This is a genomic window from Jatrophihabitans sp. GAS493 (genome assembly GCF_900230215.1).
Lineage (GTDB): Bacteria > Actinomycetota > Actinomycetes > Mycobacteriales > Jatrophihabitantaceae > MT45.
Genome location: NZ_LT907982.1, coordinates 3,915,770 through 3,942,694 on the forward strand (window position 1 = coordinate 3,915,770; position 26,925 = coordinate 3,942,694).

The following is a 26,925-nucleotide window of genomic DNA, read 5'->3' on the forward strand; positions in this document are numbered from 1 at the left end:
ATTGCCTCACTGAGAGGGTAGTCACTTAGAGGTTAGCTACAAGCACTCGCCCGATATTGCTGTGCGCGTCGCCCTGGCTCATTACCCGGCCGGGACGGCACAGTTGAGGGCATGATCGCGATTCTTGCTCCGGGACAGGGCGCGCAGACGCCCGGCATGCTTTCGCCGTGGCTCGAACTGCCCGGCGTCGCCGAGCAGGTGGAGCTCTTCAGCGACACGGCCAAGCTTGATCTGCGCCGTCTCGGCACAACGGCCGATGCCGACGAGATCAAGGACACCACCGTCACCCAGCCGCTCATCGTGGCACTGAGTCTCATCGCCGCCGGTCAGCTCGGCCTGGAGACCACGCACAGCACTTTCCTGGCCGCCGGACACTCGGTCGGCGAGGTGGCGGCCGCCGCCATCGCCGGCGTACTCAGCACCGCGGATGCCGTCGCCCTCGCCGCCCATCGGGGCGCCGCCATGGCCGCGGCCTGCGCACTCGCCCCGAGCGGGATGACCGCGCTGCTGGGTGGTGACCCGGACGAGGTGGTAGCCGCCATCGAGGCGGTCGGTCTCACGGCGGCCAACCGCAACGGAGCCGGACAGATCGTCGCCGCCGGCGCCCAGGACGGGCTAACTAAATTAGCCGCGAATCCGCCGGCCGGGGTCCGAGTCCGCCCGCTGCCGGTGGCCGGAGCGTTCCACACCGATTTCATGACCAGCGCGCAGCGCCCGCTGGCCGAGTTCACCCATGACCTGACGCTGAACGACCCGACCCATCTGCTGCTGAGCAACTATGACGGCACGGCGCTGGCCACCGCATCCCTGGTCATCTCCAACCTGATCGGGCAGCTCACCCGTTCCGTGCGCTGGGACCTGTGCCAGGCGACGATCGCCCACCTGGGGGTCAACGCCGCGATTGAGTTGGCCCCGGCCGGTGCGCTGGCCGGCCTCGCCAAACGCGAACTGCCGGAGGTCAAGGTGGTGGCCCTGAAGACGCCGAGCGACCTTCCGGCCGCCCTCGCGCTGCTGGATAACTACGGTGCGGTCAGCCAGGGTGAGCACACCCCTGACTTCCAGGTTGTCGTAACACCGGCCAAGGGCGTCTTCACCCGTCACGACGATCTGCACGAGGGGCAGCAGGTCGCCCGCGGCGCCCGAATCGGCACCATCACCACCAACCGGGACGCCCACCCGGTGATCGCACCCAGCGCCGGCGAGCTCGCCGAATGGCTCAAGCACGATGGCGACATCGTGGCCGCCGGACTCCCCGTTGCCCGTCTCCAGAGCGAAGCGTAGGTAGCAATGACCCGTCTCCTCTCCGCACCAGTCGCGCCGGCCACCCGAATCCTCGGCCTCGGGCACTACCGGCCGAGCAACGTCATCACCAACCACGATCTGGTCGCGCGCGGTGTCGACACCAACGACGAATGGATCCGCACCCGCGTCGGCGTGGTCGAGCGACGCTATGCCAATCCGGATGAGACAGTCGTCGACATGGCCGAGTCGGCCGGCAGCAAGGCGATGGCCGCCGCCGGGCTCAGCGCCGCTGACATCGACATGGTCATCGTCGCCACCTGCACGATGACCACGCCCATTCCGGCGGCGGCGCCCCATGTCGCCTCCCGCCTCGGCATCGAGGCTCCCGGCGCCTACGACATCAGCTCCGGCTGCTCCGGGTTCGTCTACTCACTCAATGCCGCCTCCAGCGCCGTCCTCACCGGACAGGCCCGCAACGTGTTGGTGATCGCCTCGGAGCGCTTCTCCGGCTGGCTCGATTTCAGTGACCGCAGCACCTGCATCATCCTCGGCGACGGAGCCGGCGCCGCCGTCGTCGGAGCGGCCCCGGAGACCGGCATCGGGCCTATCGTCTGGGGCAGCGACGGCGCCCAATTCGACGCGGTGGCCATCGACGAAGAGTCCCGCTTCTTCCGCCAGGAGGGGCAGGCGGTCTACCGCTGGGCGACCAGCGAGATCGCGCCGGTCGGAATCGAGGCCTGCCACCGGGCCGGTATCGAGCCGAAAGACCTGGCCGCCTTCATCCCGCATCAGGCCAATCTGCGGATCATCGACCAGATCGCCAAGAAGATCGGCGCCGACAACGCCGTGGTGGCCCGCGACATCGTCACCTCGGGGAACACCTCCGCCGCCACGATCCCGCTGGCCTTCTCGCGAATGGTCGAGGCCGGCGACATCTCCTCCGGCGACCCGGTCCTGCTGCTCGGCTTCGGCTCCGGCCTGAGCTACGCCGGCCAGGTCGTGCTCTGCCCGTAGCAACCCAGCCGCCGCCCGCGCGGCGCCCGCCTTTACCCGCATCAACCTGAGCAACACCAACCGAAAGGAAATGCAGTGGCATCCACCGACGAAATCCGGGCCGGCCTCGCCGAGATCCTCAACGAGGTAGCCGACGTGTCCCCCGAGGACGTGACCGACGAGAAGACCTTCTCCGACGATCTGGATGTCGACTCGCTGTCGATGGTCGAGGTCGCCATGGCGGCTGAGGAGAAGTTCGGCGCGTCGATCCCCGACGACGAACTGGCGAATCTGAAGACCGTCGGCGACGCTGTGAACTTCATCGCCAGCCACTCCTGATCACTTCGGTGATCCCCCTGTTTCACAGCGGAACCCGTTCCAGGGTCCGCTGAAGCGGTACTGAATCGAAGACGGCGAGGAACCCAATGACAATCGACGTTGTAGTCACCGGACTCGGAGCAACGACGCCACTCGGCGGGGACGTGGCGACGTACTGGGACGGTCTGATCTCAGGCCGTTCCGGCGTCGCCACGATCGAAGCCGACTGGGCCCAGTCGATCGCGGTGCAGTTCGCCGCGCAGATGACGGTGGACCCCGCTGACGTACTGCCCCGGGTTCTGTCCCGTCGACTGGACCGCAGTGAGCAGGCGGCCCTGGTCGCGGCCCGACAGGCCTGGGCGGATGCCGGATTCACCGGAAACTCCGAGGAGAACGGCCTCGACCCGACGCGGGTCGCAGTCGTCATCGGCACCGGCATCGGCGGCGTCACCAGCCTGCTCACCCAGTACGACATCATCAAGGAGAAGGGCCCGAGCCGGGTCTCTCCGCTGCTGATCCCGATGAACATGCCCAACGGTCCGGCGGCCTACGTCGGACTCGAGGTCGGGGCCCGGGCCGGTGTCCACACACCGGTGAGCGCCTGCGCCTCCGGTGCCGAGGCGATCGCCTACGGCCTCGATCTGATCCAGCTCGGACGGGCCGACATCGTCGTCGTCGGTGGCACTGAGGCCTGCGTCCACCCGCTGACCATGACCGGCTTCGCCCAGATGCGAGCGATGAGCACCCGCAACGACGAGCCCACCGCGGCCTCGCGCCCCTTCGACAAGGGACGCGACGGGTTCGTGCTCGGCGAAGGCGCCGGTGTCTTGGTGTTGGAGACCCGCGCCAGCGCCAACGCGCGCAATGCCCGCATCTACGCCTCCTTCTCCGGAGCCGGAATCACCGCAGATTCCCACGACATCGTGCAGCCCGACCCGGCCGGCAACGGTCAGCGCCGGGCCGCCCAGACCGCGCTGGACCGCTCCGGCCTGGACATCGCCGACGTCGTCCACGTGAATGCGCACGCCACCTCGACACCGGCCGGCGATGGAGCCGAAGCCGGCTGGATCGCCGACATGCTCGGCGAGCAGACGGTGGTCACCGCCACCAAGTCGATGACCGGGCACCTGCTCGGGGCAGCCGGCGCCATCGAGTCGATCGCCACCGTGCTCACCGTCTACAACGACCTCGTGCCACCGACGATCAACCTCGACGATCCGGACGACGCGGTGCGCGTGGACATCCCCCGCGAGGCCCGCAAGATGGCCGTTCCGGCCGCGATGAGCGACTCCTTCGGATTCGGCGGCCACAATGTCGCCCTCCTCTTCAGCAAAGCCTGATCCAGCTGTCTGGGTCCTCAAGAAAGGCGAGTGAGCTATGACAGCACTTGCACAGCCCGACGTGGCCGAAACGACCCTCGACCCGCGCGATCCGCTGGTCCGTCTGGGCCTGCTCCTGGATGCCGGCAGCGTCAAGATGATGCACGCCCGCGACGACAGCGGGGTGCAGTCGGTCACCGGAACCATCAGCGGTGCGCCGGTCGTGGCCTACGCCTGTGACCCCTTGAAGATGGGTGGGGCGATGGGCGAGGAAGGCTGCGTGCACATCGTCGATGCCATCGACGAGGCGCTGCGCACTCGCGTGCCGGTCATCGGACTCTGGCACAGCGGCGGCGCCCGGCTGGCCGAGGGAGTCACCGCGCTGCACGCGGTCGGCCTGGTCTTCGCCGCGATGATCCGCGCCTCCGGCCGGGTCCCGCAGATCTCCGTCGTCCTCGGCCCGGCGGCCGGTGGCGCCGCCTACGGGCCGGCGCTGACCGACCTGGTGATCATGTCCGAGGCGGGCCGGGTCTTCGTGACCGGACCCGAGGTCGTGCGCAGCGTCACCGGTGAGAGCGTCGACATGGAGTCACTCGGCGGGCGGGACACCCACGGACGGCGCAGCGGCGTCGTCCACATCACCACCGACAGCGACGCCGACGCGATCGAGGCGGCCCGCGACGTCACCGAGCTGCTTGCCCTACAAGGCAACTTCGACCTCGACCTGGTCGGCCCTGACCGTGACCTCGCCGGCCTGCTGCCGGAGAACCGCAAACGCGCCTATGACGTGCACCCGCTGATCACCGGGGTGCTCGACACCGACAGTTTCGTCGAGACCCACACCATGTGGGCGCCGAACATCGTCACCGGGCTGGGTCGGCTGGCCGGACGCACGGTCGGCGTGATCGCCAACAACCCGCTGCGTCTGGGCGGCTGCCTCGACTCGGCCAGTGCCGAGAAGGCCGCCCGCTTCGTGCGCATGGCTGACGCCTTCGGGGTGCCGCTGGTCGTGCTGGTCGATGTGCCCGGCTACCTGCCGGGAGTCGGACAGGAGTGGGACGGCGTGGTCCGCCGCGGAGCGAAGCTGCTGCATGCCTTCGGCGAGGCGGTGGTGGCCAGCGTGACGCTGGTGACCCGCAAGTCCTATGGCGGGGCCTACATCGCCATGAACGGCCGATCGCTCGGAGCGAGCGCCGTCTACGCCTGGCCCGGCGCCGAGGTGGCGGTCATGGGCTCGTCGGCCGCGGTCGGCATCCTGCACCGCAAGAAGCTGGCCGCCGCGCCGGCCGAGGAGCGGGAGGCACTGCACGCCAAGCTGGCCGCCGAGCATGAGCTCATCGCCGGCGGCGTGGCCCGAGCCATCGAGATCGGCGTCGTCGACCGGGTCATCGAACCGAACCACACCCGGGCAATTCTCGCCGAGACGCTGGCCGCGCAGCCGGCCAGTCGAGGCGCGCACGGCAATATTCCGCTCTAACCGCTCCTAGTCGGCAAATTCAAGGTAGAAAGATTCGTAGGTTTCTCACGTTCGTGCCGATTGGTGCTATCCGAGGTCAGATTCTGCCGAGGAGGAGCGACACAGATGGCTGCACCCGATGCAGGGAGCGCACGCCGTTCGGGACGTCTGATACGTGTCGTTCTTGTGGCCGTCCTGCTGGTGGTCTGCCTGCAGATCGTGCACGCGGTCGCGTTCCGGGTCTACTTCGTCCCCTCAGCGTCGATGGAGCCGACCCTCTGCGGCGGCGCGGACTGCCGACATGGCAACGACCACATCCTGGTGAACCGGATCTCGTTCCGACTGCACCCGGTGCACCGCGGAGACATCGTCGTCTTCAGTCGCCCGCCGGCCCTGGACAAGACGATCACTGAGAAGAGCGTCGTCAAGCGGGTGGTCGCGGTCGCCGGTGACAAGGTCCGCTGGGCCGGTCCGGTGCTGTGGATCAATGACAAGGTGCAGCACGAGACTTATGTGAACCCGGCCTGCGCGGCGCTCGCCCCGGATTGGAGTGGGGCGACCGTGCTCGGGGCGAATCAGGTTTTCGTGATGGGTGACAACCGCTGCAACTCCGATGACAGTCGCATCTTCGGCCCCATTTCGACCGGCACGATCATCGGCCGCGTGACCGCGATCGTCTGGCCGATCAGCCGGGCAACGTCGTTCTGAGTCAGCGCGTGCGCGCCGACGGGGCAGACTGGAGTAATGGTGCCCCCCGCGAACTCGGCTGAGCACCGCCGAATTCCACTGCGCCAGGTCATCAAGCCGGCCCTGGGCATTCTGGCCATCCTGCTGGTCTTCAACTATGTGCTGCTGCCGCAGATCGCCGGCGCCCGCAAGACCATCCATCTCCTCTCCGACGTCAACATCGCCTGGCTGACGCTGGGGATCGTGGCCGAGATCGCCTCACTGCTCGCCTACGTCCGGCTGACCCAGCGCACGCTGCGGGTGAGGTCACCCGGCTACTGGCGACTGGCCCAGATCGACCTCAGCACGATGGCGGTGAGTCATGTCGTTCCGGCCGGCGCAGTGGTCGGGGTCGGCCTGGGGTACCGGCTGCTGCTGCGGGCTGGGGTCCCGGCCCAGAAAGCCGCCACCGGCAAGACGCTGCAGACGGTCGGTTCGGCCGTCGTTCTGAACGTGATCCTCTTCGTCGGGCTCATCTTCGCCCTCACCCTGCACGGGGGAGATTCGCTCTACGGGCCGATCGCCACCCTCGGAATGCTGATGATCCTCGTCGTCGCCGTGGCCGGTGCCCTGATCGTCCGCCGCCAGGCCACGATCATCTCACTGGTCAGTGCGCTTCTGGCCCGCCTCCCGCACGTCGACCCGGAGTCCGGCGCTCGATTGATCACCGCCCTGGCTGCGACCCTGCGCGAACTCGGCTCGGACCGTCGCTTTCTGCGCCAGACCCTGATCTGGGCGACCGTGAACTGGCTTCTGGACGCCTTCTCGCTCTGGTGCAGCGTGCGGGCCTTCGGCCATTCATTGGGGCCGGTCGGGTTGATCGTGGCCTACGGCCTGGCCAACGTGGCGGCGGCACTGCCGATCACGCCGGGCGGGCTCGGCGTGGTGGAGGGGATCCTGGTGCCGACCCTGGTCGCCTTCAACGCGACGCGCGGCATCGCGATTCTCGGGGTACTGGCCTGGCGGTTGATCAGCTTCTGGATTCCGATCCCGATCGGGCTGGCCTGTTACGCACCGCTGGTGACCCACCACGACCGGCATCAACCAACCGATGAGCCCTCGACGGAACCGGCCAGCAACGACCAGTCGGACTACCCGACCAGTCGGACTACCCGACTCAGACGACTCAGCCTGCTCAGACGACCTGATGGAGCAGGGTCACCGGAGAACCGTCGCCGGCGTAGCGGTAGGGCTCCAGTTCGGCGTCCCAGGCGGTGCCCAGCAACTCCTGCAGTCCATGGGTGTAGTCATCGGCGGTACGGGCGCGAGCCAGCAGCCCACGCAGACGCTCCTCGGTGACCATCACATCCCCGTTGGCCGAGACCAGACTGCGGTGGAAGCCGCGTCCGGGAACGTAGGCCAGACGCTCGGCATCAGAGTCAGCAGTGCCCTGCTCGGTCACCTCGAAGACCAGCATCGGCCAGGCCCGCAGCGAAGCGGCGAGCCGGGTGCCCGTGCCCAGCGGCGCCATCCAGTTGGCCTCGGCCCGCAGATGTCCGGGGGCAGCGGGCTGTTCGGTCCAGCTCAGCTTGTCCGGTCGTCCCAATACACCCGCGAGCGCCCACTCGACGTGAGGAGCAATCGCGGCAGGGCAGCAGTGAATAAACACCACGCCTCGGCTTGCCGTCGCACCATGCGCACGGGAAGTCGTCATCGCACACCTCCGCTTCGTCGACGAAATCGTCTTCCCCAACGTCTCGTCTGAAAGCTAGTGGTACGCGTGCCTACCATTGTGGCGCATGTTCATGGTGTTACGCCACCCCAAACTCTGAGAAATGCCTCAGGATTGCGTCGCATCAATCAATGGCCCCGGGCGATCCACTCCGCCAGCGCCGGCGCCTCGGCCCCGATTGCGGTGTCCTCGCCGTGCCCGGTATGCACCACCGTCTCCGCCGGTAGGACCAGCAGTTTCGTGCTGATCGACTCGATGATCGTGTCGAAGCTGGAGAACGAACGTCCAGTTGCCCCGGGGCCGCCGTTGAAGAGGGTGTCTCCACTGAAGAGACAGTGCAGCGCCGGCACGTAGAAACAGACCGCGCCCGGCGAATGCCCCGGCGTATGCAGTACCTCGAGTTCGATCGAGCCGACCTGAATCCGCTGGCCGTCGGCCAACTCAGCATCCGGGGCCCGGCCCGGGTGGGTCAGTTGCCACAGCGGCGCCTCGGCCGGGTGCAGCCAGACCGGGGCGTCCTTGGCCGCGGCGACGGCGAGCGCCGCATCCACGTGGTCGTCGTGCGCGTGCGTGCAGGCCACCGCGATGAGGCGCCGGTCGCCGATGGCCGCGAGGATCTCCACCGAATCGTGGGGCGCATCGATGAGCAGGCACTCCTCGTCGTCGCCGACGATCCAGACGTTGTTGTCGACGTCCCAGGTACCGCCGTCGAGTGAGAACGTCCCCGAGGTCACCAGATGGTCGATGCGCATGCCGGGCGGCTCGCTGACCACGATCAGGCCCCGAAGACGACGACGGAGCGCAGCACGTCGCCGCGACCCATCGCCGCGAACGCCGCCTCGACGTCACCCAGGCCGATCGTCTCGGTGACGAACTTCTCCAGCGGCAGCCGGCCCTGCAGGTGCAGGTCGATGAGCATCGGGAAATCGCGGGAGGGGAGGCAGTCGCCGTACCAGGAGGACTTCAGCGCCCCGCCCCGGCTGAAGAAGTCGAGCAGCGGAAGCTCCAGCTTCATCTCGGGCGTCGGCACGCCGACCAGCACCACCGTCCCCGCCAGGTCGCGGGCGTAGAAGGCCTGCTTGTAGGTCTCCGGACGCCCGACGGCGTCGATGACGACGTCAGCGCCGTTGCCGTCGGTGAGGGCCTGGATGCCCTCGACGGGATCGCTGCCGCGCGAGTTGATGGTGTGCGTCGCGCCGAGTTCCACGGCTCCGGCGAGCTTGCGGTCATCGACGTCGACCGCGATGATCTTCGCCGCGCCGGCCAACCGTGCTCCGGCCACCGCGGCCGCCCCGACCCCGCCGCAGCCGATGACGGCGACGCTCTGCCCGCGCTTGACCGCGCCAGTGTTCATCGCCGCGCCTATTCCGGCCATCACCCCGCAGCCGAGCAGGCCGGCCACCGCCGGTGAGACGGCCGGATCCACCTTGGTGCACTGCCCCTGATGCACGAGCGTCTTCTCGGCGAAGGCTCCGATACCGAGAGCGGGGCTCAGCGGCGTGCCGTCGGCCAGCGTCATCTTCTGTTCGGCGTTGTGGGTGTTGAAGCAGTACTGCGCCTCGCCGCGTCGACAGGCCCGGCACTGGCCGCAGACCGCACGCCAATTCAGCACGACGAAGTCACCGACCTGCACATCGGTGACGCCCGACCCGATCGCCTCGACGATGCCCGAGGCCTCATGCCCGAGCAGGAAGGGGAACTCGTCGTTGATGCCCCCCTCGCGATAGTGCAGGTCAGTGTGGCAGACCCCGCAGGCCAGCACCTTGACCAGAACTTCGGCCGGTCCTGGATCGGGCACCAGAATGGTCACCAGCGACACCGGTTCGCCCTGCTTCAAGCTGACAACGCCCTGAACTTCGTGGCTCATCGACATCCGTCCTCACGGTTCGTCTTCGGTTAATTCGAAGAATCTCAGCTGGCAGAGGTGAGATGACTAGACCGTACTCATCGCCCGCAGTCCCTCCACCGAGGGCACAACGTAGTAAGCGCCGCTGAGCGCGCTCGTGTAAAGGGTGAGTGCGTCGCGGATCCCATCCTCCGCTCCGGCCATCCGACGTAGCATCCGATCCAGGCGATGCTGGTCGACGCTGAACCCGATGAACATCGTGCCGTGCTCGGAGACGGTGCCGTACGGGGAATTGCGGCGGAAGATGTCCAGCTCCTCGCCGCCCTCCTCAACCACGGTGCGGGAGACATGTGAGGTCGCCGGCTTCACGTCATCTTCGAGTTCGATGCTGGCCAGTTTCGTCCGCCCTATCACCAGCTCCTGTTCGTGCTCGTCGAGTTTCAGCCAGCTCGCCGTGTCATGCGCCCATTTCTGGACCAGCAGCACGGATCCGCCCGCGCCGGGGGCATCGTCGGGGAGGACGACCAGTTCGACCGCCTCGGTGAGCGTCGGGTTCTCGGTTCCGTCCTGGAAACCGGTGAGATCACGATTGTGCTGATAGGCCCACCCGGTCACCTCACTGCCCAGCGCGGCGACCGGGGCCAGCCCGCTGATCAGCTCGGCCGCAATGTCGAAGACGAGATCCTGCGCGGCTCCGGCGACCCAGACGAAGGCATCGTGCTGGGTGGCGGGCATGGTGAACCCGTCGACGCCGGTGATCGGCTCGGTGAATGCCCGGACGCCGGGTATCGCGTACTCATTCGCGACGGCGGCCAGTAGCTCCGGCCGCAGGCCGAGCACGATGTTGACGCCGCCGACGGTGGTTGCCGGCTCATCGAGGGCACAGACGGCCCGGACGAAGTCAGCCTCGGCCACTCCGTCGATCCGGTCGAACTCCAGATAACAGTGCGCGGAGGTTCCAATTGCGAAGATTCCTGACTGCGCAGTCGCCATTCGACCGACTCCCCCAACCGACCAACCCGTCAACTCGTCAGTACCAAGTCTGGCGAACGCCGCCATCGCGCCCGCAGGCGGGTCCGGAGAATCTGCCAATCGCTTTTAAGTAGACATATTGGCCGGGGCGGAGCAAGTTGTATATGACCGCCATTAACCCCCCGTCCACGAGGTAGCCCAAATTGTTGGTCCCACGGAGTGCCGAATGGGGGCTGCTGCAGCGCCAACTCGGTACCACCGCCGAAGGCCGGGATGTCCAGACCGCGCTACTTGTGGGCGAGGGTGGCGTCGGCAAATCGCATCTGACTTTCCAACTCACCCAGCGCGCCCGCCAGGAGGGGCACTACGCCATCGTCGGTCGCGCCGACGAGTTCGACAGCGGCGCGCCCTATGCCGTCTTCCGCGATGCCCTCTCCCAAGTAACCGGCCCTCCTCTGTCGCCGCAGGCTGCGCACGCCCTGAAGCGGGCCCGAGCGGCGATCGATGTTCCGGTGTCCGCTGTCGACGCGAAGGGCCCCACGGCTCGCCTGGAGGAGGTGATGCTCGCCTTCGCCGAATTGCTCAAGCTGCTGAGTGCCGAAGGCTCAGTGCTGCTCGCGCTGGAGGACATGCACTGCGCCGATCCGGCCTCGGTGACGTTATACGGGCTGCTGTCTCGGCAGCTGCGCGGCGTACCGATGCTGATCGTGCTCACGTTACGGCCGGGACATCCCGAACGCACTGGGGACCTGCTGCCCTTCGTGCAGCGCCTGGAGGCCGAGAACCGGGCGTCAGTGATCGAGCTGGGCGCGCTGCACAGTCGCCAGATCGCCCACCTGATCGCCAGTGAACTGAAGGCGGTCCCGTCGCAGCACCTCACGACATTCGTCACCGAGCGAAGCGGCGGCAACCCACTCTTCGCGAAGGAACTGATAGCCCAGCTGATCAATGACGAGGCGCTCGACCTCGGCACGGATCCGGTCACGCTCAAGGTGACCGAGCCCGACCAGTCCCAGCACGCCGCACAACTGCTCGGCCGTTTCTTCTCGGCCGGAGGTACCGAGGTCCAGGTCGGCAAGGCCCTGTCGATCTTCGCCCGATTCCCACTCACCCAGCTCGACATTCTGCAGCGACTGACTGGCCTCGATTCCGACCAGGTCACCTCCACCTTCGATTCCCTCGTCGCCAAGAAGCTACTCATGAAGTCGTCTGACGGCGGCTATCGCTTCGTCCACCCGATCATGAAGCAGACGCTGTACAACGCGATCGGCGACGCGGAGCGGCGGGGCATGCATGCGGCCGCGGCCGAAATGCTGGTACAGCGCAGGCACACCGGGGTCGACGTCGACATCTTCGACCTCGCCACCCACATCTGCAGCTCGATCTCAGAGCGGGATCCGGACGCGGCCGCGGTGGCGCTCGAGGCCGCCGACGCCGCCTGGTCCCGCTCGCCGCTGGTCGCGGCCGGCTGGTTACACCGAGCGGCCGGCCTCCTCCCGGAGGATTCGGACGAGCGAATCGCCATTCTGATTCGGGAGGCGGAGGGGCTGATCCTGAGCGGCCGCTCGGCCGCGGCCGCCGACCTGATGGAGGAGCTGGTCCACACCCTGCCGCCCGAGCGGCGTACCACCGAATTCGTCCGGCTCGCCTCGAGGGCCCTCTTCGACACGATGCGCCTCACCGAGGCGATCGAGGTGCTGGAGTCGGCGCACCCGGAGCCGGATGAGACCTTCGGCATCCACGCACGGCTGGCCAACATGCTCAGTCACGCCGGTCGCAGCGGCGACGCCGAGAAGCACTACGTCGCCGCGATGAACTCCTCCGACGTCCCGGTCGACATCTCCCGCACCGTCGCTGTCATTCACCTCCTTTCGTTTGCCTCGGCCACCGGACGCAGCGACGACGTCTCCGCCCTTCGCGCCACCCTGCAGACGCACTTCCAGGCCTATCCGCCGACCATTCGGGCCGAACTCAAACCGACGATCACCCAGTACGCGGCGTCCGGGCCGGCTGGGCTGGCCGCCGCCGAGGACGACTTCGCCGAGGTGCGGCGGCTGCGCGAGGGCATCGTCGGGGTCAGCTCCGGCGGTTTCGCCGAGGTGAGCGAGGTGATGATCGCCTGGTTGCGCGGCCGCTGGAGCGAGGCGCTGGCGGCGGCCCAGACGACGACCGGGATGCTGGAGACCTTCGGCACCCAGCGCCCGCTGCGGGTGATTCGCGCGATCACCACCCTGATCCTCACCGATCGCGGCGAACTCGACGAGGCCGTCGCGGTCTGCGAGAAGCTACGCGGCTCCAGCACCTTCCTGGATCCGTTGGAGGTGGTCGCCCGGGCCCGGATCGCGCGCCTGCGGGGCGACCTGGAGACAGCACAGGAGATGCTCCGCTCCTACTGCGAATTCGGGGCCCGCGCGCGGCGCTACACCTTCCTCAGCTTCGTCGCCCACGAACTCGTCGACATCCTGCTGGAGACGAACCCGACCCAGGCCGCCGTGGTCGCCAAACAGAACTTCGAACTGCTGCGTCCAGTGAGTTGGTCGCTGCTGGACGTCTACTCGCTGCGCGCGCTCGGCGCGGCGGCCGGCGACGTGCAGGCCGCACACTCGGCTGCCCTGATCGCCCAGCGCGAGGGACTGCTCTTCGAACACGCGAAGTGCTTGCTGGTGCTGGCCGAACTGGGCGCCGACGCGCAGACGAATCTGGCCGGTGCCTTCGAAGGTTTTGACGCGGTCGGTGCTACTCCCTGGCGGCAGCGCGCCGCCTCGGCCAAGAACACCAGCGACGCGGCCCGGCACATCGGCAGCCAGCCCACCGTGAATCTCACTCCGTCGGAGCGAAACATCGCCCGCTTGGTGAGTGAGGGGATGTCGAACAAGCAGGTGGCGGCCGCCCTGCACTACAGCGCCAAGACCGTCGAGGTGTACCTCTCCAGGATATATACCAAGACCGGGCACGCGGGGCGCTACGAACTGATCCGCGCTGTGTATCAGGGATCGCTGGTCCTGGAGGAGAGTCAGAACTAGCGCGGGTGGGGCAGTTCGGCGGGTCGGGCCGGTCGTTCGGAGCGCCTACGTCACCTAAGCTGGGGTGCGATGACTAACTCCGACGACGACGAGCAGATTTCCTTCGCTGAACTGGGCATCGACGAACGCGTGCTGCGCGCGCTGGTCGACGTGGGCTACGAGAGCGCCTCTCCCATTCAGGCGGCAACGATCCCCGCACTCCTCTCCGGGCGCCACGTCGTCGGCCTGGCCCAGACGGGCACCGGCAAGACCGCCGCCTTCGCCATCCCGATCCTCTCCCAGATCGACCTGACTCAGCACGAGCCGCAGGCCCTGATCCTGGCCCCGACCCGGGAGCTGGCCCTGCAGGTGTCGGAGGCGATCAGCAAGTACGCCCACCACATGCCGGGACTGAATGTGCTGGCAATCTACGGTGGTCAGAGCTATGGAATCCAGCTCGCCGGGCTGCGCCGCGGCGCGCACATCGTCGTCGGGACGCCCGGGCGGGTCATCGATCACCTGAACAAGAAGACGCTGGATCTCACCAAACTTCGCTTCCTCGTGCTCGACGAAGCCGACGAGATGCTGCAGATGGGCTTCCAGGAGGACGTCGAGACGATCCTGGCCGACACTCCCGAAGACAAGCAGGTGGCCCTCTTCTCGGCCACCATGCCGTCGCAGATCCGGCGAATCTCGAAGCGGTACCTCACCGACGCCGCCGAGATCACGGTCAAGTCCAAGACGATGACGGCGGCCAACACCCGGCAGCGCTACATCCAGGTCGCGAACCCGCAGAAACTCGACGCGCTCACCCGGGTCCTGGAGGTTGAGCCATTCGAGGCGATGATCATCTTCGTCCGCACCAAGAGCGCCACCGAGGACCTGGCCGAGCGGCTACGGGCCCGGGGCTTCGCCGCCGCCGCCATCAACGGAGACCTCGTTCAGGCCCAGAGGGAACGCACCATCGGCCAGTTGAAGACCGGTGATCTGGACATCCTGGTCGCCACCGACGTCGCCGCCCGCGGCCTCGACGTCGAGCGCATCAGTCACGTCCTCAACTACGACATCCCGCACGACAGCGAGTCCTACGTGCATCGCATCGGACGCACCGGCCGGGCCGGGCGGTCGGGCGAAGCGCTCATGTTCGTGACGCCGCGGGAGAAGCACCTGCTCGCCTCGATCGAGCGGGCCACGCGCCAGCCGGTCACCGAGATGCCGCTGCCCACCGTCGACGATGTGAACACCTCGCGCGTAGCAAAGTTCACCGATGCCATCACAGCGAGCCTCCTCTCCCCGGAAATCTCTTTGTTTCGTGGGTTGATCGAGGATTATCAGCGCGAGCACAACGTTCCGGTGGTGGACGTCGCAGCGGCCCTGGCCGTCCTCTCCCAGGAGGACTCCTTCCTCCTCAAGCCCGAGCCGCCGGCGCCGCGCCGCGCCGCGCGCGAGGGCAGCGGCGAACGAAACTTCGATCGCCCCGACCGCGGTCCGCGCTCCGACCGTCCGGATCGCCCGCGCCGTGGCGACGGCGACGATCGCGGACGCCCGCGCCGCTCCGACGTGGAGATGGCGACGTACCGCATCCGGGTCGGGCGCCGGCAGAAGGTCATGCCGGGCTCGATCGTCGGGGCCATCGCCAACGAAGGTGGGCTCGGACGGGCCGACTTCGGCGCCATCGACATCCGGGTCGACCACACGCTGGTCGAGTTGCCGAAGGATCTCTCAGCGAGCACCCTGGCCGCGCTGAAGTCGACGCGCATCTCCGGCCAACTGATCGAGCTCGCCCTCGCGAGCCCGGCCGATATGGCACCGTCGGAGGGCGGCAATCAGGGCGGCTATCAGGGCAAGCGCCCCAGCCGCCCGGGCTCGGTCGGCTCGGCCGGCGGCAAGAAGTTCGCCGACAAGCGCCCGTCCAAGGACGGGAAGGCGAAGGAGAAGAAGCCCCGCCACCCGCGGTAAACCTGGTCGAGTTTCAGTGAGCGCCGCGGCGATGGGGGTGGCAGCATGTCGGCTATGGCAGCGGGGTGGGGAGGCGCGCTGGTGGTCTGCGCCCTGACGCTTTTCATCAGCATTTCCATAAGCAAACGACGGTGGTCACGAATCCCGACGTTCGTACCAGCGGGTGGATGGGGTGCGGTCTGTGTCGATGCGCGGAGCAGATACGCGTGGCGGGGCATGCTTCTGGAGTCGTCCGGCCTGCGCCTCGTCACGGCCAAGGGAATGACCGTAGGAACGCTGAGTTGGCGCGACATCGCAGAGACTGATGTCGGCGCTGTCACGGTTGCCAATACGGTTGTTAGTCATGTCGGGCTGATCCTCACCCTGAAGACCGGCCGAACCTTGCAATTTCTCTTTCCTTCGCCGACGACGATGATGACGTACCCGAGCGGACTCGCGCTGCGCGCCGCTTCCGAGATCGACAGGCGCCGAGGCGCAGCGATCCCGTCCGACTTCGTGTGGCCGCAGGAGTAGTTGCCTGAGTAGTTGGCTGAGTAGTTGGCTGAGTAGTTGGCTGGCGGCAACCGCGGCTCGCTAGGCCGTGCCGACGAAGTAGGCCGTGCGCACAGCGACGCTGCGCAATTTGCCGGCCTCGCCGCCAACCTCGACCCGCCAGAGCGCGGCCGAGCGATTCACTCCGTCCTGATACCCCGGCCCGATCGGGCCCCAGACGTCTCCATCGTGGATGCAGGCGAAGTAGCCGACCCAGGAGGGCTGCGTGCTGCTCTGGCCCCAGGCACCTCCGTCGCGGACGGTGCATCGGTCCCCGTCGGCCAGCACTAGGCCAAGCGGCTGCGGGACTTTCGGCGGTGACGTCTTCGCGGAATTCGAGTCGGCCGTCATGCGGACCACGCCGCGCACCCAGGGGTTACGCAGGCAGAGCACCTGGGTCGTCTGCGGCGTCGGCCAGCAGGCGACGGCGTACGCGGCGGACGGCGAGCAGCCGAGGATGTTCGGGTCAACCGCGGCCACCGACGATTGAGTGCCACCCGGCGTGCAGGCCAGCGGCACGCTGGTGTCGGTGGTGACGCTGTAGCCCGCCGCCGCGCGCCCCGTTGAAGTGACCGGACGGACGACGACCCGGACCGTGGCCGGGGTGCTGCGCGGACGGGGCGTTGAACTGGGCCGTGGAGGGGGCAGCACAGTTGGTGCCACAGTTGGTGCCACAGTTGGTGCCGGAGTGGGTGCCGGAGTGGGTGCCGGGGTCGGCACCACTGTCGGTGTCGCGAGCTGGGACGTCGGAGTGACCGACGGGCCCGCCTGCACCTTCGAGGCGGTACAGGCGGTGACACTGCCTGCCGCAACGATCAACAGAACAACGATCATCCGTTCAGAAACCGTCTTCAACACCGTGGCCCTCCGCCAACATCCGACGCGTCGACTTCGGACCGAGTTGGTCCGCTCGTCTACTAGATGCCAGCGCGCCCCGATTTGATGCAGAAGACCGGTAACGAATCAATTCCAGTTGCGCCACCCCACGATCAACGCCGTCGATCTCAGTTGGAGTCCCGGAGCCGGGCCGCCGCCCGTTCGGGTGAGATGTCGTTGATCCAGACGCCGGCACCGGACTCGGAACCGGCCAGGTACTTCAGCTTTCCGGTGGCCCGTCGGATCGTGAAGATGTCGCAGGCCAGGTGCCAACCCTTCCCCCAATCGCCGACCGGGGCCTGGTCCCACCCGGCGATGTAGGGGGCGGGCGAGTCCCAGAGCCGATCGAAGCGGGTCAGCACATCCAGGTAGACCCGAGCCAGCTCGCGCCGCTCGGCCGCGTTCAGTTCGGGGAGGCTGCCCAGGTGGCGCCGGGGCACGATCCGCACCTCGTAGGGCCAGCGAGCGGCGAACGGCACGTAGGCCACCCAATGCTCCCCCGCGATCACGATTCGATCGGCGGCGGCGAGTTCGGCCTGCAGCAGGTTGCACTGCAGGCATCCGTCGCCGCCGGCGGCCGCCTGCAGGAACGAACGCCCGGTTCGGGCGATCCGGGTCGGCACGAAGGGGTAGGCGTAGATCTGGCCGTGCGGATGGGCCAGCGTCACTCCGATCTCGTCACCGCGGTTCTCGAAGCAGTACACGAAGCCGACATCCGGCCGGGCCTGCAGCTCCTCAGTGCGGTTGGTCCAGGCATCGATGACCGTCTCCACCCGACGTGGGCTGAGCGAGGCGAAGGACGCGGTGTGGTCGTCGGTGAAGACCACGACCTCACAGCGCCCGACACCGGGCCCCGAGCGGAATGGCGGCTCATCGATCACCGGCACGCTGGCCGCGGCCGAGGCGGCCAGCGACGGGAACCGGTTTTCGAAGACGACGACGTCGTAGTGATCGTCGGGCACCTCGGTCAGCATGTCCCCGCGGGTCGGGCAGAGCGGGCAGTCCGAGGTCGCCGGACGGAAGGTGCGCTGCTGCCGGTGGCCGGCGATGACCGTCCATTCCCGGGTGAGGACGTCCCACCGGGCCTGGGAGGTGATCTCGGCCGGCTCCAGCCCGCGCCGGTCGACGGCGGTGTGCTCGACGTTCGGCTCGTCGTCGAAGTAGAGGAGTTCACGCCCGTCCGAGAGCCGGGTGCGAACCGGTTCCCGCGGTACCCCGGTCGCGTCGGCGGGCCCATTCTCTCCAATCGGCTCTGCCGCCTCCCCGATCGCCTCCTCGCTCATCGGGTCCGCGCCGTGGCCGACGAGATGGGGGTCAATCGCACGGAGAAGGAGGCCGGCTCAACCCGCAGCTGGTGCTGAGGCAGCACACCGGGGCCGCAGGAGGCGGTGCCGAGCCCGTTCTGGGCCAGGTCCACGTTGACGTATACGGCGTCCCGCGGCCTCAGCTCGAAGGTGTGCCGAGCGCGCTCCAGATCGTGGCTCGTCCACCGCCGGACCGTCAGCTCGACCGTCGGCGCACCCTCGATTAGGATCCCGTCTCCCGCCGAATCGACGAGTCGGGTCCAGCGCACACCGCGACGGCTGCCGTTCTCCTGGGGGTAGACGTAGGGCGTCTGCCAATCGTCGACGCTCAGTCGGTGCCGCCCCACTCGTGCGGCGGCCCCACTGTCGCGGTACGCCTCACCCGGGCCGCCGCCGAACCATTCCACATCGGTGATCCTGCTCGGAAGCTCCAGCAGCAGACCGAGGCGGGGCAGCGGCGCCGGCCACTCGCCCTCGGGCGCGACCTCTACATCCAACCGCAGCCCATCGTCGGTCAGCGGGCTCCAGAGGTAGGTCACCAAGAGCCCGAGATCACTCGAGGAGGCGGCCACGCGGGTGCGTACCTCAAGCCGCTGCCGCTGGAAGTCGACGTCGATTGTGCGATGGCGCATCCGGTGCAGGCCGAGTCGGCGCCATACCGGCTCCATCGCGACTCCGTGCTCACCGCGATCGTTGTCAGTCGGAGCGCGCCACACATCCAACTGCGGGCCGACCACGGCCACGCCACCGATTCGCAGCAGCCGGCCGGAGCGAGCGTCGAAGGCCGATCGGTCGAGGTCATCGGTCACCGGGGCACCGGCCCGAGCCGGGGTCGCGAGCGCACCCTGTCCCCAGGTGATCTCATGGCCGGCCGGCGCCCACGGCTGGTCGGCGGCGAGGACGCCGCGGACGGTGAGCCACACCTCGCCGGCCGCACTCTGAACGGCCGCCTCCACCAGATCGGGCAGCGCAACGTTCGCCTCCCGCCCAGCGGGCACTGCTGCGACCAGCAACTCCCCCGCACCGAGCACCCAACCCTCCTCGGAGATCTCCCACACGAAGCGCAGGTCGCCGGTGTCGGCGAAGTCCCGCCCGTTGCGAATGTTGATGCCGTCGCCGGTGACGCCTATCCGCACCGGCTCGATGACCTTCTTGAACTCGATGAGGCCGGGCGAGGGGCGACGGTCGGGGAAGACGAGGCCGTCGGTGATGAAGTTGCCGTCGCTGCGCTCCTCACCGAAGTCGCCGCCGTAGGCGAAGTACTCGACACCGTCGGCGGTCTGCTGGCGCACGCCGTGGTCGATCCACTCCCAGACGAATCCACCCATGATTCGCGGATACTTCTCGAAGAGTTCCTGGTACTCGGTGAGGCCGCCGGGGCCGTTACCCATCGCGTGTGCGTACTCGCACTGCATGAAGGGGATGGCGCGCCGGTGTTCGTCGTTGGCCGGGTCGATGGTCATCGGCTCATCCCCGCGTCCGATCGCCTCCACCTCGGCGTGGGTGGCATACATCCGGCTGTACACGTCGACGTAGGCGCTGTCCCAGTCACCCTCGTAGTGAATCGGCCGGTTCGGGTCCCGGTGCCGCACCCATTCGGCCATCGAGGCCAGGTTGGCGCCGTGCCCCGACTCATTGCCCAGCGACCAGATGATGATCGAGGCGTGGTTCTTGTCCCGCTCCACCGTGCGTTCGATCCGGTCCAGCAGCGCGCCCTGCCACTTCGGGTCATCGGAGGGATTGTGCCGCCATTCATTGGGTTCGAAGCCGTGCGTCTCCAGGTCGCACTCGAGCACCACCCATAGCCCGTACTCGTCGCAGAGGTCGAGGAAATCAGGATGCGGAGGGTAGTGGCTGGTGCGCACCGCATTGATGTTGTGCTGCTTCATCAGCCGCACGTCGGCCAGCATCGTCTCGGCGTCCATGACCCGGCCGTGGTCGGGATGCCACTCATGACGGTTCACCCCGCGCAGCAGGATCGGCGAGCCGTTGACGGTGAAGACCCCGTCGACGATCGCCACACGCCGGAATCCGACCCGCACCAGCACCGACTCGCCCTCGGTAGCCACCGTCACGTCGTAGAGGTGTGGGGTCTCGGCCGTCCACGGTGTGACGCCGTCGAGCCGGTGCGCGACATCCGGGTCGACCGAATCCAGTCCCAGCTCGATGCAGCTGATCAGCGCGGGAGCACTCGTATTCACGCGCAGGGTGGCCGAGCCGGACGCCGCGTCGTAGTCGGCGTGGACGAAGACGTCATCGAGCGGGTTGAGCGCGCGCTCGATCAGCGTGACGTCGCGGAAGATGCCCGACAGCCACCACATGTCCTGATCCTCGAGGTAGCTGGCCGCCGACCACTGGTGCACGCGTACCGCGATGACGTTCGGGCCCGGGCGCAGCAACTCGCCGATCGAAAACTCGGTGGTGAGGCGGCTGCCGGTGGCGAAGCCGACCTCGACCCCGTTGCACCAGAGCGCGAAGTGCGAGTCGACGCCGTCGAAGCGGAGCACGGCGCGGCGCCAGTGGTCATCGAGCTCGGCCCCATCGAGTTCGAACGTGCGCCGGTACTCCCCGGTCGGATTCTCGTCCGGGACGAACGGCGGCTCGACCGGGAACGGGTACAGCACATTCGTGTAGTTCGGGGATCCGTACCTTCGATCGTCACCGCCCTGGAGCTGCCAATGGCCGGGAACCGCTATCTCATCCCAGGCTGTGTCGTCGAACTCCGGCCGCTCGAACCCGGTCGATGGATCGTCGGCGGTGGGGCTCCAGCGAAACCGCCAGGTGCCGGTGAGATCGAGGCGGCGCGCGTCGCTGACCAGCCGGGCGCGCGGCCGGCATCGTCCGGACCCCGGCAGGACCGAAGTCAGCGGAGCGGAGGAGTCGTGCATTCTTTGTGCCTTTCGACGACGGTTGCCGGAGGTGCCGGCGGTCGGGGGCTCGACCTGTGCCGAGTGGGCAGCGTCAACCCTTGCTGCCGCCGAGCGTCAGGCCGGCGACGAACTGCCGCTGAAGCAGCAGGTAGATGACCAGCGTCGGGATGAGGGTGATGGTGGCTCCGGCCGCCAGCAGACCGTAGTCGGTGAGGAACTGTCCCTTGAGATTGTTGATCGCCGTCGTCACGGGCAGCCGGTCTCCGGCGTTGATGAACAGCAGCGCCCAGAAGAAGTCGTTGTAGATCCAGATGACCTCCAGGGTGCCCAGGGCGGCCAGCGCCGGGCGGCAGAGCGGCATGATGATCTGCCGGTACTGACGCCACACGCCCGCGCCGTCGACCATCGCGGCCTCGGTGAGCTCCATCGGCAGCGCCTTCATGTAGTTGCTCAGCACGAAGGTGCAGAAGCCCAGTTGGAAGGCGACGTTGACCGCGATGACGCTGTAGTAGGTGTTCAGCAGGTCACCGGAGTCACTGATGCTGTACGGAATGGGCGTGTGCCGGAACATCTCGAACAACGGCGCAGCCAGCACCTGCGGCGGCAGCATGTTTCCGGCGGTGAAGACGATCAGCAGCGTTACGTTGAACTTCCAGGAGAAGCGGGCCACCGCGAAGGCCATCATCGAGGCGAAGAAGAGCGTCAGCAGCACGGCCGGAATCACGATGTAGACCGAGTTCATCACCGAGTGCGAGAAGCCGCCCTGGGTCCAGGCCTGGGTGAAGTTGTGCAGCGTCAGGGTTCGCGGCCAACTCCAGTAGCCGTACTTGTCGGTCTCCTCCTTCGGCCGCAGTGACGTGTAGAGCGTCCACAGCAGCGGGATCAGCCAGACGATCGACATCACGATGAGGAAGATGTGCACCCCGAAGTGATGCTTGGCGTGGCTGACCGGCTTCCTCGCCGCGCCGATCGGGTCCAGGTCGGCCGCCGACGGTACCTCAGTGGCGAGAGACATCAGCGCTCCTCCTTTCGGAACGTGCGGGACAAGTAGGTGACGATGGGGATGAGCGCGACGACCAGCAGGATCACGGCCAGGGCCGAGCCGACGCCGATCACCTGTCCCTCACCGACGAGGTTCTGGATGACCAGGGCGCTGATCAGCTCCAGGCCGTTGGTGCCTCCGTTGAAGACGTAGACGATGTCGAAGGCACGCAGTGACTCGATGATGGTGATGACCACGACGACGATGTTGATCGGGCGCATAGCCGGGAAGACGACCTGGAAGAACGTCTGGGTGGCACTCGCGCCGTCGATGGCCGCCGCCTCCTTGATGGAGGGATCAATCCCCTTCAGGCCGGCCAAGTACAGGATCATGATGTAGCCGACGTGCTTCCAGGTGGCAGCGATGAGGGCGGCCCAGATATTGATGCTGGAGTCGCCGAGCCAGTCGATCGCGTTCTTGTGCCCAGCCGTGCCCAGCACGCTGTTGATCAGCCCCAGATCGCGGGAGTACATCAACTGCCAGATGATGCCGACCAGCGCCAGCGACATCATGACCGGAATGAAGAAGACGGTCTGATAGATGCGGCTGCCCCGTAGCTGCTGGTCGAGCAGCACGGCCAGCAGCAGCCCGATCGGTGTCGCCACGAAGGAGAGGAACAGCAACCAGAGCAGGTTGTGCTCGATGGCCGGCCAGAACGGTGGATAGGTGCGGAAGACGAAAGTGTAGTTGCTGAAACCGGCCGATCTGATGTTGCTGAGACTCAGGCCGTTCCAGGTCGTGAAGGAGAGAAGTATCGACAGGACGGTCGGGATCCAGATCAGGACCGCTTCGATCAACACCGGGATCGACACCATGACCGCGAGCGTGATCTTGTCGCGCTTGGTCAATCGCTGGACGTGGCGGTTCTTGCGTTTGGGCGCGTCGACAGGTCGAGTATCGCTGGTCACGTGCTACTCCAAAATGGCCCGGTCGGCCGATGCCGTTCTCTCGGCGCGGCCGACCGGGACCAGGGTTGTACCGATCGACTACTGCTGGGCGTACAACGTCTTGGCCTGGGCTTCCACGTTCTTGGTGTCGAAGTTGCCGTCCTTCAGGAAGGTCTGCAGCGCCGGGATCATGGTGTTGTTGGCGAAGGCGGGGAGCGCGTCGCGGTCCAGGAACTGCGAGATGTTCTTCGCCTCGGCGATGACCTTCTGCGCCTTGGCCTGGATCGGGGTGAAGGTCGAGGTGTCGGCCTTCTTGTTGGTGGCGACATTGCTCGGGTCGAGTTTGGCGTAGGCGTTCTGCCCGTCCGCGCTGCCGAAGTATTCGAGCATTGCCTTGGCCGCGCCGTTGTCGCCGCCCTTCTTCGAGAGCATGAACCCGTCGATCGGAGCCTCGATGGCGTCCTGACCATTGGCCTCGGCCAGTGCTGGGAAGGGGAAGAAGTCGACATCGGCCAGCACCGCCGGGTCGGTGAACTGCTGGGTGACGAACGATCCGAGCAGGTACATGCCGGCCTTGCCGTTGGCGATGGAACCGGCGGCCTCCTCCCAGGTGAGCCCGAGCGCACCCGGCGACGTGTAGGGCAGGATCGCCTTCCACTCGTCGAAGACGTCTTTGACCTTCTGCTGGTCCCACGACTCCTTGTGGGCCATCAGGTCGACATGGAACTGGTAGCCGTTCAGGCGCATGTTCAGGTAGTCGAACGTACCCATCGCCGGCCAGCCGTCCTTGTCGGCGAAGGCGATCGGAATCAGCCCGTCCTTCTGCATCTTGACCGCGAGCGCCTTGTAGGCGTCCCAGGTGGTCGGCACCTCGTAGCCCTTCGCTGCGAAGACGCTCTTGCGGTAGAAGACCGCCCACGGATAGTTGTAGTTCGGCACGAAGTACTTCTTGCCGTCGTCGCCGGTAGAGGCGGCGAGGATGCCGTCGCTGAAGTTCTCGGTGCCGATCTTCTCCCAGACGTCGTCGAGCGGAGCGACCAGACCCTTGCTTGCGTAGTACTTCATCCGGTAGCCCGCGAACCAGGTGAAGCCGTCGTCCGGGCTGCCCTGCAGATAGCTGTTGATCTGGTTCTGGAAGTCGTTGTGCGCCTTGGTGTTGATGGTGACCTTGTCGCCCGAGGATGCCTCGAAGGCGCTCACCATTCCGGCGATCGCTTTCTTCGGTACGTCGTCGGAGGCACTCGATCCCAGCGTGGTCGTCTTGGAGGTCGACGAACCGGACCCGCCCGAACTGCCACCGGTGCAGGCGTCCAGCAGCGGGATGGCTCCGATGCCGGCGATGCCGGCGGCCATGCCTTTCAAGAACGTGCGGCGGCCTGGGTTGAACCCGGCCAAGTTGGGTAGTTCTCCGGACATTTGGCGCCTCCAAGGCGAACGAGCGGGCAATGTGATCTGGATCGCAACACTTCAGAACCACCCATAATTCAGCAGAAACGATCGGCAATGTCAAGCATCTGGGCCAACTTGCAACGTAGCCGCGATCAGCGCCCTGAACGCGCTACATGGCAAGTATTACTTTGCCCACGACGCATTCACGCCAGCAGCCACCGGGTCGCAGCTCATCCCTACAGCTAAACAAAACACAAACTTTATGACGGGCCTACGGTGAATATTGTTGAAATCAACATTCGCCGCTAACGTCTACCCCGATACCCCCCAAGGAGGCAGCAGTTGAGCGCGGAACTCTCGTCCCCGTCGGCGATCAGCGTGGGCAGTGACCGAGGAACCGAACTCATCCTGACCTCGGTCCCCGGTGCGCTGCCGCGAGCGGTGCGCCTCGGACCGGTCACCGCCGGGCTCACCGCGGCGGACAGCGTTCGGGCGGTCGGCCTGGCCGGCCCCTCCCCCTCGGTCCACCACGCCGCCGGCCGGGCGCTGCCGATCCTGCCGGAGGTCTCCCAGGGCTGGCTCGGCCAACCCGGGTTACGCGGGCACCGCATGACCGGTGCCGACTGGTCCAGCGCCTTCGCCGTTCGCCGGATAACCCCCGAACCGAGTCCCGAATCCGCCGCCACCCGCGGTCTGCGGGTTGAGGCTGAGGACCCGTTGCGCGGACTACGCCTGACCACCGAGGTCGAGAGCGTCGCCGGTGGCGCGATCCGTATCCGACATCGCCTGGAGAACCTTCAGGAAACCGCTTACTTTCTCGATACCCTCGACGTCTGTGTGCCGCTGCCCGACCGCACCGGCGAGATCCTCGACCTGACCGGACGCTGGGGGCGGGAGCGCTCCCCGCAGCGGCGGCCGATCGCCGACGGCGTCTGGCTGCGCGAGGGCCGCAGTGGAAAGACCGGCCCGGAGTCGGCGACGCTGCTCACCGTCGGCACCGACGGCTTCGGTTTTGGTCACGGCGAGGTCTGGGGCGTGCACCTGGCCTGGAGCGGTAATTCCCGGCATTTCGTTGAGCGTTCCTCCTCCGGCCTGACCGTTCTCGGTGCGGGTGAGCTACTGCTGCCGGGCGAGGTGATACTCGCCCAAGGCGACTCGTACAGCACTCCGTGGGTCTACTTCACCGCGTCCGGCGCGGGCCTTGACGGGCTCGCCGCCCAACTGCACGACCACCTGCGCGCGGCCAACCCGCCCTCGCCGGCCCCACGTCCGGTGACGTGCAATGTGTGGGAGGCGGTCTACTTCGACCACGACCTGACCCGGCTGACCGAGCTCGCCGATCGCGCCGCCGAGATCGGCATCGAACGCTTCGTACTCGACGACGGGTGGTTCGGCGGGCGGCGCCACGATCGGGCCGGGCTCGGCGACTGGCGCGTGTCGGAGGAGGTATGGCCGAACGGCCTCGGGCCGATCGTCGATCACGTGCGGGGCCTGGGCCTGCAGTTCGGTCTCTGGTTCGAACCCGAGATGGTGAACGCCGACTCCGATCTCTATCGGGCGCACCCCAAGTGGGTCCTCGGCGTGCCGGACCGGCCGCTGCCTGAGTTTCGCCACCAGCTGGTGCTCGATCTCGGTCGGCCAGAGGTGCAGGATCACCTCTTCGACCAGATGCACGCCGTCTTGGCCGGCTACGGCATCGGTTACGTGAAGTGGGACCACAACCGCGCGCTCGGCGACGGGGCGTCGGCCTTCCGCGGTGGTGCGGCGGGGGTCCGCCAGCAGACCCTCGGTTTCTATCGGCTCCTGGATCGGCTTCGCGACGCGCACCCCGACGTGCAGTGGGAGTCGTGCGGCTCGGGCGGTGGCCGGATAGACCTCGGCGTGCTGGAGCGCACCGACCGGGTCTGGACCTCGGACATGACCGACGCCCTCTCCCGGCAACTGATCCAGCGCTGGACCGCCCAGCTGGTCGCCCCGGAGTACCTCGGCGCGCACGTGAGCGCCTCACCCAACCATCAGACCGGTCGCGAACTGTCGCTGGACTTCCGCGCATCCACCGCATTCTTCGGCGACTTCGGCGTCGAGTGGGACATCACCACCGCGACCGAGGACGAACGCTCCCGCCTGGCCGAGTGGATCACGCTCTACAAACGGCACCGCGGCGTACTGCACGGCGGCCGGATGGTCCGCGTCGACACCGTCGACGACGCCCGCTGGATCTATGGCGTACACACCCACGACCAGACTGAGGCCGTCTTCGCATACGCGCAGTTGGACGAGTCGACGCACGACCCGGAGCCGTTTCGAGTCACCGGCCTGGATCCCACGCGCTCCTATCGGGCCAGCCAGATCGCGCCGATCCAGCGCTCCGGGCCACCCGAACGGGGCGACTATCGATGGCCGGGTGAAGGGATGGTCCTCTCCGGCGCCGCCCTTGCCGTCGTCGGCCTGCCGGCCCCGGCGCGGTGGCCGCTGAGCTCGCTGCTGATCCACCTGACCCAGGCATAATCACACCAATAGA

General features: G+C 67.2%; 20 protein-coding genes and 1 pseudogene. 11 read left to right on the forward strand and 10 right to left on the reverse strand.

Features of this window, described 5'->3' with window-relative positions; translation table 11 throughout:
• Nucleotides 1-111 precede the first annotated feature (111 nt).
• The 7 genes and pseudogenes from CPH63_RS18030 to CPH63_RS23265 all read left to right on the forward strand — a co-directional run.
• Nucleotides 112-1,281 carry an acyltransferase domain-containing protein gene (locus CPH63_RS18030; protein ID WP_096304176.1) on the forward strand — a complete coding sequence of 390 codons (1,170 nt, stop codon included), beginning with the start codon at nt 112-114 and terminating at the stop codon, nt 1,279-1,281.
• 6 nt (nt 1,282-1,287) lie between these two features.
• A complete protein-coding gene (locus tag CPH63_RS18035; protein WP_096304177.1) occupies nt 1,288-2,256 on the forward strand; it encodes a beta-ketoacyl-ACP synthase III in 969 nt (322 codons plus the stop codon).
• Between the two features lie 75 nt (nt 2,257-2,331).
• On the forward strand, nt 2,332-2,574 hold the full coding sequence (locus CPH63_RS18040; protein WP_096304178.1) for an acyl carrier protein: 243 nt from the start codon (nt 2,332-2,334) through the stop codon (nt 2,572-2,574).
• 86 nt (nt 2,575-2,660) lie between these two features.
• Nucleotides 2,661-3,893, forward strand: coding sequence for a beta-ketoacyl synthase (locus CPH63_RS18045; protein ID WP_096304179.1), 1,233 nt, complete (start codon nt 2,661-2,663; stop codon nt 3,891-3,893).
• 37 nt (nt 3,894-3,930) lie between these two features.
• Nucleotides 3,931-5,349 carry an acyl-CoA carboxylase subunit beta gene (locus CPH63_RS18050; protein ID WP_096304180.1) on the forward strand — a complete coding sequence of 473 codons (1,419 nt, stop codon included), beginning with the start codon at nt 3,931-3,933 and terminating at the stop codon, nt 5,347-5,349.
• 105 nt (nt 5,350-5,454) lie between these two features.
• Nucleotides 5,455-6,036: a signal peptidase I gene (lepB, locus tag CPH63_RS18055; protein WP_096304181.1), complete on the forward strand. Its 582-nt coding sequence runs from the start codon at nt 5,455-5,457 to the stop codon at nt 6,034-6,036.
• A gap of 36 nt (nt 6,037-6,072) precedes the next feature.
• A pseudogene (locus CPH63_RS23265) lies at nt 6,073-7,050 on the forward strand (YbhN family protein); the annotation flags it as partial.
• Between the two features lie 139 nt (nt 7,051-7,189).
• Here the strand turns inward: CPH63_RS23265 and CPH63_RS18065 are convergent.
• From CPH63_RS18065 to CPH63_RS18080, 4 genes are all read right to left on the reverse strand, one after another.
• Nucleotides 7,190-7,708, reverse strand: coding sequence for a DUF3145 domain-containing protein (locus CPH63_RS18065; protein ID WP_096304183.1), 519 nt, complete (start codon nt 7,706-7,708; stop codon nt 7,190-7,192).
• 146 nt (nt 7,709-7,854) lie between these two features.
• Nucleotides 7,855-8,478 carry an MBL fold metallo-hydrolase gene (locus CPH63_RS18070; protein WP_096305262.1) on the reverse strand — a complete coding sequence of 208 codons (624 nt, stop codon included), beginning with the start codon at nt 8,476-8,478 and terminating at the stop codon, nt 7,855-7,857.
• A gap of 23 nt (nt 8,479-8,501) precedes the next feature.
• Entirely contained in the window at nt 8,502-9,593 is a 1,092-nt protein-coding gene (locus CPH63_RS18075) for an S-(hydroxymethyl)mycothiol dehydrogenase (protein ID WP_096305263.1), read from the reverse strand.
• 66 nt (nt 9,594-9,659) lie between these two features.
• A complete protein-coding gene (locus tag CPH63_RS18080; protein WP_096304184.1) occupies nt 9,660-10,565 on the reverse strand; it encodes a Dyp-type peroxidase in 906 nt (301 codons plus the stop codon).
• 182 nt (nt 10,566-10,747) lie between these two features.
• On the opposite strand from CPH63_RS18080, the gene CPH63_RS18085 reads away from it, so the two are divergent.
• From CPH63_RS18085 to CPH63_RS22430, 3 genes are all read left to right on the forward strand, one after another.
• Entirely contained in the window at nt 10,748-13,567 is a 2,820-nt protein-coding gene (locus CPH63_RS18085; RefSeq protein ID WP_096304185.1) for a LuxR family transcriptional regulator, read from the forward strand.
• Nucleotides 13,568-13,636: 69 nt separating this feature from the next.
• Entirely contained in the window at nt 13,637-15,505 is a 1,869-nt protein-coding gene (locus tag CPH63_RS18090) for a DEAD/DEAH box helicase (RefSeq protein ID WP_096304186.1), read from the forward strand.
• Between the two features lie 54 nt (nt 15,506-15,559).
• The gene (locus CPH63_RS22430) at nt 15,560-16,018 is read left to right on the forward strand and encodes a hypothetical protein (RefSeq protein WP_157749637.1); all 459 of its coding nucleotides are present in this window, start codon (nt 15,560-15,562) and stop codon (nt 16,016-16,018) included.
• A gap of 60 nt (nt 16,019-16,078) precedes the next feature.
• Here the strand turns inward: CPH63_RS22430 and CPH63_RS22830 are convergent, their stop codons facing one another.
• From CPH63_RS22830 to CPH63_RS18125, 6 genes are all read right to left on the reverse strand, one after another.
• Nucleotides 16,079-16,870, reverse strand: a complete 792-nt coding sequence (locus tag CPH63_RS22830) for a hypothetical protein (protein ID WP_197704429.1) — start codon at nt 16,868-16,870, stop codon at nt 16,079-16,081.
• Nucleotides 16,871-17,040: 170 nt separating this feature from the next.
• Entirely contained in the window at nt 17,041-18,195 is a 1,155-nt protein-coding gene (gene galT / locus CPH63_RS18105; protein WP_096304188.1) for a galactose-1-phosphate uridylyltransferase, read from the reverse strand.
• Nucleotides 18,192-21,104: a glycoside hydrolase family 2 TIM barrel-domain containing protein gene (locus tag CPH63_RS18110; protein WP_096304189.1), complete on the reverse strand. Its 2,913-nt coding sequence runs from the start codon at nt 21,102-21,104 to the stop codon at nt 18,192-18,194. Before CPH63_RS18110 ends, galT begins: the two co-directional genes overlap by 4 nt.
• A gap of 73 nt (nt 21,105-21,177) precedes the next feature.
• The gene (locus tag CPH63_RS18115; RefSeq protein ID WP_096304190.1) at nt 21,178-22,101 is read right to left on the reverse strand and encodes a carbohydrate ABC transporter permease; all 924 of its coding nucleotides are present in this window, start codon (nt 22,099-22,101) and stop codon (nt 21,178-21,180) included.
• Entirely contained in the window at nt 22,101-23,036 is a 936-nt protein-coding gene (locus CPH63_RS18120) for a carbohydrate ABC transporter permease (RefSeq protein WP_197704430.1), read from the reverse strand. The genes CPH63_RS18115 and CPH63_RS18120 overlap by 1 nt, the downstream gene beginning before the upstream one ends.
• Nucleotides 23,037-23,114: 78 nt before the next feature.
• Complete coding sequence (locus tag CPH63_RS18125) at nt 23,115-24,431, reverse strand: ABC transporter substrate-binding protein (protein ID WP_096304191.1); 1,317 nt, start codon at nt 24,429-24,431, stop codon at nt 23,115-23,117.
• Nucleotides 24,432-24,746: 315 nt separating this feature from the next.
• On the opposite strand from CPH63_RS18125, the gene CPH63_RS18130 reads away from it, so the two are divergent.
• A complete protein-coding gene (locus CPH63_RS18130; RefSeq protein WP_096304192.1) occupies nt 24,747-26,912 on the forward strand; it encodes an alpha-galactosidase in 2,166 nt (721 codons plus the stop codon).
• Nucleotides 26,913-26,925: the final 13 nt, after the last annotated feature.